The following is a 7,845-nucleotide window of genomic DNA, read 5'->3' as shown; positions in this document are numbered from 1 at the left end:
TGGCGTCCCCTAGGGGACTCGAACCCCTGTTACCGCCGTGAAAGGGCGGTGTCCTAGGCCACTAGACGAAGGGGACGCAAGACCCTAATCGCGAACCGATTCACATCGATTCTGGCACTCCCAAAGGAGTCGAGATTGGTGGAGCTAAACGGGATCGAACCGTTGACCTCTTGCATGCCATGCAAGCGCTCTCCCAGCTGAGCTATAGCCCCATCTCGAGGACGGGGCGCATGTTAAGAGCGCCCCGATTGGCTGTCAACAACATTTTTCCGGCCAGCCCAAAGTTTTTGCCAATAGAACAATTACTTAGAGCCAAACCGAGAATCAACCGCCGACCTAAATCGTAGGGTGCGCTATGCGCACCGCATACAACCACGGTCAAGTCGGTGCGCACGGCGCACCCTACGAAAGCATCAAGCGATGCTCGCCAGCAACTTCTCCCACTCCTTGGCCTCTTTCTTCGAGGTGCCGCCGAGCAGCTCCAGCGCCTGGCGCAGACGGAAACGAGTCAGGTCCGGGCCGAGGATTTCCATGGCATCGAGCACCGATACCGAGCTGGCCTGACCAGTGATCGCCGCGAACATCAGCGGCATGGCGTCACGCAGCTTCAGTTCAAGATGCTCGACCACAGCCTGAATGCAGCCGGTGATGCGATCCTTTTCCCACTGGCGCAGCGACTCGAGCTTCCACAGAATCAGCTGCATCAACTGACGCACCTGATCAGGCGACAGCTTCTTGTGCTCGAACAGCTTGGCATCCAGGCTCAGACCGCCGGAGAAGAAGAAACCGGCCAGCGGCGCGATCTGGCTGAAGGTCTCCACCCGGCCCTGCACGTGCGGCGCGATCTTCATCAGGTATTCGGGGTTCAGGGCCCACTTCTGCACTTCGGCGGCGAAGGTTTCCACCGGCAGTTCACGCAGCCACTGGCCGTTGAGCCAGGACAGCTTCTCCAGATCGAAGATCGGCCCGCCCAGCGACACGCGGTTGATGTCGAAGTGCTCGATCATCTCGGCCAGGGAGAACTTCTCGCGCTCGTCCGGCATCGACCAGCCCATGCGCCCCAGGTAGTTGAGCATGGCCTGCGGCAGGTAACCCATACGCTCGTAGAAGGTGATGCTGGTGGGGTTCTTGCGCTTGGACAGCTTGCTCTTGTCCGGATTGCGCAGCAGCGGCATGTAGCACAGCGCCGGCTGTTCCCAACCGAAGTATTCGTACAGCTTGATCAGCTTGGGCGCGGACGGCAGCCATTCCTCGCCACGCAGCACGTGGGTGATGCCCATCAGATGATCGTCGACCACGTTGGCCAGGAAGTAGGTCGGCAGGCCATCGGCCTTCATCAGCACCTGCATATCCATGCGATCCCACGGGATCTCGACATTGCCACGCAGCATATCCGGCACCACGCAGACGCCTTCGCTCGGCACCTTCATGCGCACCACGTGCGACTCGCCTGCGGCGATGCGGCGCTGCGCCTCGGCCGGCTCGAGGCGCATGCAGTGACCGTCGTAACGCGGAGTTTCTTTGTTGGCCATCTGCTGCGCGCGCACTTCATCGAGGCGCTCGGCGGAGCAGAAGCACGGGAAGGCATGACCCTTGGCGACCAGTTCGTCCGAATACTTCTTGTAGATCTCGCCGCGCTCGCTCTGCCGGTACGGGCCATGCGGGCCGCCGACATCCGGGCCTTCGTCCCATTCGATACCCAGCCAGCGCAGGGCGTCGAAGATCTGCTGCTCGGACTCGCGGGTCGAACGCAACTGGTCGGTGTCTTCGATACGCAGAATGAACTGACCGCCGTGCTGGCGAGCGAAGCACAGGTTGAACAGTGCGATGTAGGCGGTGCCGACATGGGGGTCGCCGGTCGGCGATGGCGCGATACGGGTACGAACGGTGGTCATGAATGCTCTCGGAAGGAAGACACGAGGTTTTGAATCAAGCGGGCGATGTTAGCAGGCCGACGGCCCCAGGCTCCAGCAGGCCGCCCCGGGTGATGGGCAAGCTGGCGATGAGAAAGTCGAGGAAGGTCTTGACCTTCATTGCCTGGAAACGCCGCGACGGATAGATGGCATAGACCTCGCCCACCGGCAAGCGCGCCTCGGGCAGTAGCTCGACCAAACGCCCGCTGCGCACAGCCTCTTCGCTGATCATCACCGGCAGCCCGGAGATGCCCGCGCCGGCCAGGGTCGCCTCACGAGCGAAGGTAATGTTGTTGCAGGTCATCACTCTCTGGCAGGGCAGGTGCTCGCCCAGCAGCGGCCAGTAGCGCGGCGCATCGTGCTGCAGGAGGATAGCCCGATGTCCCTCCAGTTCGGCGACGCTGCGCGGTGTACCGTGCGCAGCCAGATAGGCAGGGCTCGCACACAGACGCCGGCCGCTTTCGAACAGTTTGCGCGCAATCAAGGTGGAATCCTGCGGCTGACCGACCTGAATGGCGATGTCCACGCCCTCCTCCAATGGGTCGACGGAGCGCGACGTCAGCTCCACCTCGGCATCGATCTGCGGGTATTGGCGCATGAACTCGCCCAGCACTCGCCCGAGAAAGAGCTGGCCGAATTCAATCGGGGACGTGATGCGCAATAGCCCGGAGGGCTCGCGCTGCAGTTGCATCACCGCCTGCTCGGCTTCGGCGAAGTCGAGCATGATCTGCCGGCAACGCTCGTAATAGGCCTGCCCCACCTCGGTCAAACGCAACTTGCGCGTGGTGCGATTGAGCAGGCGGACACCGAGACGCTCTTCGAGCAGCGCGATGCGCCGACTAACCGTCGACTTCTGCATGCCCATGCTGGTCGCGGCCTGGGTAAAGCTGTGGCATTCCACCACTCGGGTAAAGATCAGTGCGTCATCAAGCCCCATGATTGTTCCTCATAAGCAACAAAGCATGCCAAGCCTAGAGTCTACTAGCGCAAAGGGAACACTGTTAAATTTACTTACATTTCTTTGCCGCATCCCGAGCCTCAAGCATGCCTGCCAAACTGCAACGTCGCCTTCTCGTCTTCGCAATCGTCCTGGCCCTCATCGTCGGCGCCCTGCTCGCCCAGTGGCTCCTGGTTGGCCGCTACCACGAGAGCACTGACAACGCCTACGTACAGGGCGAGATCACCCGCGTCTCGAGCCAGCTGAATGCACGCATCGAAAAGGTGTTGGTACGCGACAACCAGCACGTGGAAGCCGGTCAGTTGCTGGCCGTGCTGGAAGACGCCGATTTCCGCCTGACTCGCCAGCGCGCCCTCGCAGCCCTGGAAACCCACCAGGCCGAGCGCGCCCAGGCGCAGAGCAAACTCGACCAGCAGGCCAGCTTGATCGCCGCCAGCCAGGCCGATGTCGCCGCCAGCCAGGCCACGCTGGATCGCTCCAGGCTCGACCTCGGCCGCGCCCAGACCCTGCGCAAGCCGGGCTATGTCTCCGAAGAGCGGGTCACCACCCTGGCCGCCGACAACCGTGTGGCCCGTTCGCAAGTGGCCAAGGCTCAGGCCGATCTGCAGGCGCAGCGTCAGCAGGTTTCCAGCCTGGAAGCCGAGCTCAAGCGCCTGGATGCACTGATTCTTTCCGCACAGGCCGACCTGGAACAGGCCGACCTCAATCTCTCGCGCACACAGATTCACGCGCCAATCAGCGGCATGGTCGGCCAGCGCTCGGCGCGTGAAGGCCAGGTGGTGCAAAGCGGCACCTATCTACTGTCGCTGGTGCCGGATCAGGACATCTGGATCCAGGCCAACTTCAAGGAAACCCAGATCGGCCGCATGCGCCCAGGGCAGAAAGCCGAACTGTTGTTCGACAGCTACCCGGACACGCCCATCGAAGGCCGCATCGACAGCCTGTTCGCCGCCTCCGGCGCGCAGTTCAGCCTGCTGCCACCAGACAACGCCACCGGCAACTTCACCAAGGTGGTGCAGCGCATTCCGGTCAAGCTGACCTTCGCCGCTGACAACCCGTTGCGCGGGCTGATCCGCCCCGGCATGTCGGTAGAGGTCACCGTGGATCTGCGCAGCGACGACAGCCATGGCGGGTGATGCACTGGTCCGCCCCACAGCGGAACCCAGCCGCCGCGACTGGATCGCGGTGATGAGCACCATGCTCGGCGCTTTCATGGCGGTGCTGGATATCCAGATCACCAACTCCTCGCTCAAGGACATCCAAGGCGCGCTGTCCGCCACGCTTGAGGAAGGCTCGTGGATTTCCACGTCCTATCTGGTAGCCGAGATCATCATGATCCCGCTCACCGCCTGGCTGGTGCAGCTGCTCTCGGCGCGGCGCCTGGCTGTGTGGGTGTCAGTGGGCTTTCTGATCGCCTCGCTGCTGTGCTCCCTGGCCTGGAGCCTGGAGAGCATGATCGTGTTCCGCGCCCTGCAGGGGTTCACTGGCGGCGCACTGATCCCGCTGGCGTTCACCATGACACTGATCAAGCTCCCCGAGCACCACCGCGCCAAGGGCATGGCCCTGTTCGCCATTACCGCCACCTTCGCCCCCTCCATCGGCCCGACGCTGGGCGGCTGGCTGACCGAGAATTGGGGTTGGGAATACATCTTCTACATCAATGTGCCGCCCGGCCTGATCATGATCGCCGGCCTGCTCTATGGCCTGGAAAAGAAAGCGCCGCACTGGGAACTACTGAAGACCACCGACTACGCCGGGATCGCCACCCTAGGTCTGGGCCTGGGCTGTCTGCAGGTGTTTCTCGAAGAAGGCCACCGCAAGGACTGGCTGGAATCGCAACTGATCGTCGGCCTGGGCAGCGTGGCGCTGGTCAGCCTGATCCTGTTCGTCATCCTGCAGATATCCCGGCCCAACCCGCTGATCAACCTGGGCGTGCTGCGCGAACGCAACTTCGGCCTGGCCAGTATTTCCAGCCTGGGACTCGGTGTCGGGCTATATGGATCGATCTATGTGCTGCCGCTGTATCTGGCGCAGATCCAGGGGTACAACGCCTTGCAGATCGGCGAAGTGATCATGTGGATGGGCGTGCCGCAGCTGTTTCTGATCCCGCTGGTGCCCAAGCTGATGAAGATCATCTCGCCGAAATGGCTGTGCGCCCTGGGCTTCGCCCTGTTCGGCGCGGCGAGTTTCTTCTCCGGCGTGCTCAACCCGGACTTCGCAGGCGAGCAGTTCCAGCACATCCAGATCGTCCGCGCACTTGGCCAGCCGCTGGTAATGGTCACGGTTTCGCTGATCGCCACCGCCTACATCCTGCCGCAGGATGCCGGCTCGGCCTCCAGCCTGTTCAACATCCTGCGCAACCTTGGCGGAGCCATCGGCATCGCCCTGCTCGCCACCCTGCTGGATGCCCGCGCCAAGGTCTATTTCGACTACCTGCGCGAGTCCATCGTGCCGACCAACCCGCAGGTCGAAGAACGCCTGCACCTGCTGACGCAGACATTGGGCAGCGAACAGGCAGCGCTGGCCAAGCTCAGCCAGATCGTGCATGAGCAAGCGATCATCATGGCCTACAACGACGCCTTCCACTTCATCGGCATCGCCCTGGGCGTGAGCATGCTGGCGATCCTGCTGACACGAAAGCTGCCGCAGAACATGGCAGGCGGTGGCGCGGCTCACTGACCCTACTGTGTGGGAGCCGCGCCCCGCGGCGAATCGAGAGAACACCGTAAAACCAAAAGCTTCGCCCCAGGGCGGGGCTCCTACACCGGCGCCCCCGCGCCACGCGGCAACATCAAACCTGCAACAACCGATCCCGCAGCTTCTGAATCTCATCACGTAACTGCGCGGCGGCCTCAAACTCCAGATCGCGCGCCAGGGCGTACATCTTCTCTTCCAGCTGACGAATACGCTTGGTGATCTCGCTCGGCGAACGCAGCTCGTTCTCGTAGCGTGCGCTCTCCTCCGCCGCCTTGGCCATGCCCTTGCGCTTGTTACTTCGCGCACCGGGCACCACGGCGCCTTCGAGGATGTCCTTGACGTCCTTCTGCACGCCCTTGGGCACGATGCCGTTGGCTTCGTTGAAGGCGATCTGCTTGGCACGACGCCGCTCGGTCTCGCCGATGGCACGCTGCATCGAGCCGGTCATGTTATCGGCGTAGAGAATCGCCCTACCATTAAGGTTGCGCGCCGCACGGCCGATGGTCTGGATCAGCGAGCGCTCGCTGCGCAGGAAGCCTTCCTTGTCCGCATCGAGGATCGCCACCAGCGACACCTCGGGCATGTCCAGACCCTCGCGCAGCAGGTTGATACCCACCAGCACGTCGAAGGCGCCCAGGCGCAGGTCGCGAATGATCTCCACCCGCTCAACGGTATCGATGTCCGAGTGCAGGTAACGCACCTTGACGTCGTGATCACCCAGGTAATCGGTCAAGTCCTCGGCCATGCGCTTGGTCAGCGTGGTGACCAGCACACGATCACCCGCCGCCACGCGCAAACGGATCTCCGAGAGCAGATCATCGACCTGAGTGCGCGCCGGGCGCACCTCGATCTGCGGGTCGACCAGGCCTGTCGGTCGCACCAACTGCTCCACCACACGCCCGGCATGCTCACCCTCGTAAGGCCCAGGCGTGGCGGAAACGAAGATGGTCTGCGGGCTGGCCGCCTCCCACTCCTCGAAACGCATCGGTCGGTTGTCCAGCGCCGAAGGCAGACGGAAACCGTACTCCACCAGCGTTTCCTTGCGTGAGCGATCGCCCTTGTACATCGCGCCAACCTGCGGCACCGAAACGTGGGACTCGTCGATCACCAGCAGCGCTTCGTCCGGCAGGTAGTCATAGAGAGTGGGTGGCGGCGCGCCAGACGGACGGCCCGACAGGTAGCGCGAGTAGTTTTCGATGCCGTTGCAGTAGCCCAGCTCCAGGATCATCTCCAGGTCGAAGCGGGTGCGCTGCTCCAGGCGCTGCGCCTCCACCAGCTTGTTCGCCCCGCGCAGGTACTCCAGACGCTGCTGCAGCTCGACCTTGATGTGCTCAACCGCCTCCAGCAAGGTTTCTCGCGGGGTGACGTAGTGGCTCTTGGGGTAGAAGGTAAAGCGCGGCAGCTTCTGGATCACCTCGCCGGTCAGCGGATCGAAGGCGCTGATGCTCTCCACCTCGTCATCGAACAGCTCGACACGGATGGCTTCAAGATCCGACTCCGCCGGAAAGACGTCGATCACATCGCCGCGCACGCGGAAAGTCGCACGGGCAAAATCCATGTCGTTGCGGGTGTATTGCAGCTCGGCCAGGCGGCGCAACAGCGCGCGCTGGTCCATCTTGTCGCCGCGATCGAGGTGCAGCACCATTTTCAGGTACTCCTCGGGGCTGCCCAAGCCGTAGATCGACGACACGGTGCAGACCACGATCACATCCTTGCGCTCGATCAGCGCCTTGGTCGCCGACAGACGCATCTGCTCGATATGGTCGTTGATCGAGGCATCCTTCTCGATGAAGGTATCGGACGACGGCACATAGGCTTCCGGCTGGTAGTAGTCGTAGTAGGAGACGAAGTACTCCACCGAGTTGTTCGGGAAGAACGCCTTGAACTCGCCGTAGAGCTGCGCGGCCAGGGTCTTGTTCGGTGCCAGCACCAGGGTCGGGCGCTGCACCTGAGCAATCACGTTGGCGATGGAAAAGGTCTTGCCCGAGCCGGTTACGCCCAGCAGGGTCTGGTGCGACAGACCGGCCTCCAGCCCCTCGACCATCTGCCGGATCGCCTCGGGCTGATCGCCGGCAGGTTTGAAGCGGGTCACCAACTGAAACTCGGACATGCAGTACCTCGACAAATGGCTGTGACGCATCCTTTCGGACTGCGTCAAAAGCCATGAATTGCAGGGCGATTCAGCGATAGTTCCAGGTAGAGTCGAATTACCTGGCAAAAGGCCTTAATTCAGGGCTTTGCGCTGTCGCCCCCTGGATTCAGGGTCGTTATACTAAC

At 62.5% G+C, this 7,845-nt stretch carries 5 protein-coding genes and 2 tRNA genes; 2 read left to right on the top strand and 5 right to left on the bottom strand.

All coding sequences use genetic code 11. The annotated features are described in order from the left end of the window. From EGJ86_RS13680 to EGJ86_RS13665, 4 genes are all read right to left on the bottom strand, one after another. Positions 1 to 76 (bottom strand) — tRNA-Glu (locus tag EGJ86_RS13680). Between the two features lie 60 nt (positions 77 to 136). After that, a tRNA-Ala gene (locus tag EGJ86_RS13675) sits at positions 137 to 212 on the bottom strand. 201 nt (positions 213 to 413) lie between these two features. Then, positions 414 to 1,895, bottom strand: a complete 1,482-nt coding sequence (gltX, locus tag EGJ86_RS13670) for a glutamate--tRNA ligase (protein WP_125835458.1) — start codon at positions 1,893 to 1,895, stop codon at positions 414 to 416. A gap of 34 nt (positions 1,896 to 1,929) precedes the next feature. Further along, positions 1,930 to 2,850: a LysR family transcriptional regulator gene (locus EGJ86_RS13665; protein WP_013715110.1), complete on the bottom strand. Its 921-nt coding sequence runs from the start codon at positions 2,848 to 2,850 to the stop codon at positions 1,930 to 1,932. 107 nt (positions 2,851 to 2,957) lie between these two features. Here EGJ86_RS13665 and EGJ86_RS13660 point away from each other — a divergent pair, with 107 nt between their 5' ends. Together EGJ86_RS13660 and EGJ86_RS13655 are read left to right on the top strand one after the other, a co-directional pair. Next, the gene (locus tag EGJ86_RS13660) at positions 2,958 to 4,007 is read left to right on the top strand and encodes an HlyD family secretion protein (RefSeq protein WP_125835457.1); all 1,050 of its coding nucleotides are present in this window, start codon (positions 2,958 to 2,960) and stop codon (positions 4,005 to 4,007) included. Between the two features lie 49 nt (positions 4,008 to 4,056). Further along, positions 4,057 to 5,550 carry an MDR family MFS transporter gene (locus tag EGJ86_RS13655; RefSeq protein WP_177432836.1) on the top strand — a complete coding sequence of 498 codons (1,494 nt, stop codon included), beginning with the start codon at positions 4,057 to 4,059 and terminating at the stop codon, positions 5,548 to 5,550. Positions 5,551 to 5,662: 112 nt separating this feature from the next. Here EGJ86_RS13655 and uvrB read toward each other — a convergent pair whose 3' ends face one another. Continuing rightward, positions 5,663 to 7,678, bottom strand: coding sequence for an excinuclease ABC subunit UvrB (gene uvrB / locus EGJ86_RS13650; protein WP_125835455.1), 2,016 nt, complete (start codon positions 7,676 to 7,678; stop codon positions 5,663 to 5,665). Positions 7,679 to 7,845 lie beyond the last annotated feature (167 nt).

Source organism: Pseudomonas sp. o96-267, assembly GCF_003935465.1.
Lineage (GTDB): Bacteria > Pseudomonadota > Gammaproteobacteria > Pseudomonadales > Pseudomonadaceae > Aquipseudomonas > Aquipseudomonas sediminis.
The sequence above is the reverse complement of the archived record's forward strand: the minus strand, read 5'-3'. Positions and strand labels throughout refer to the sequence as shown.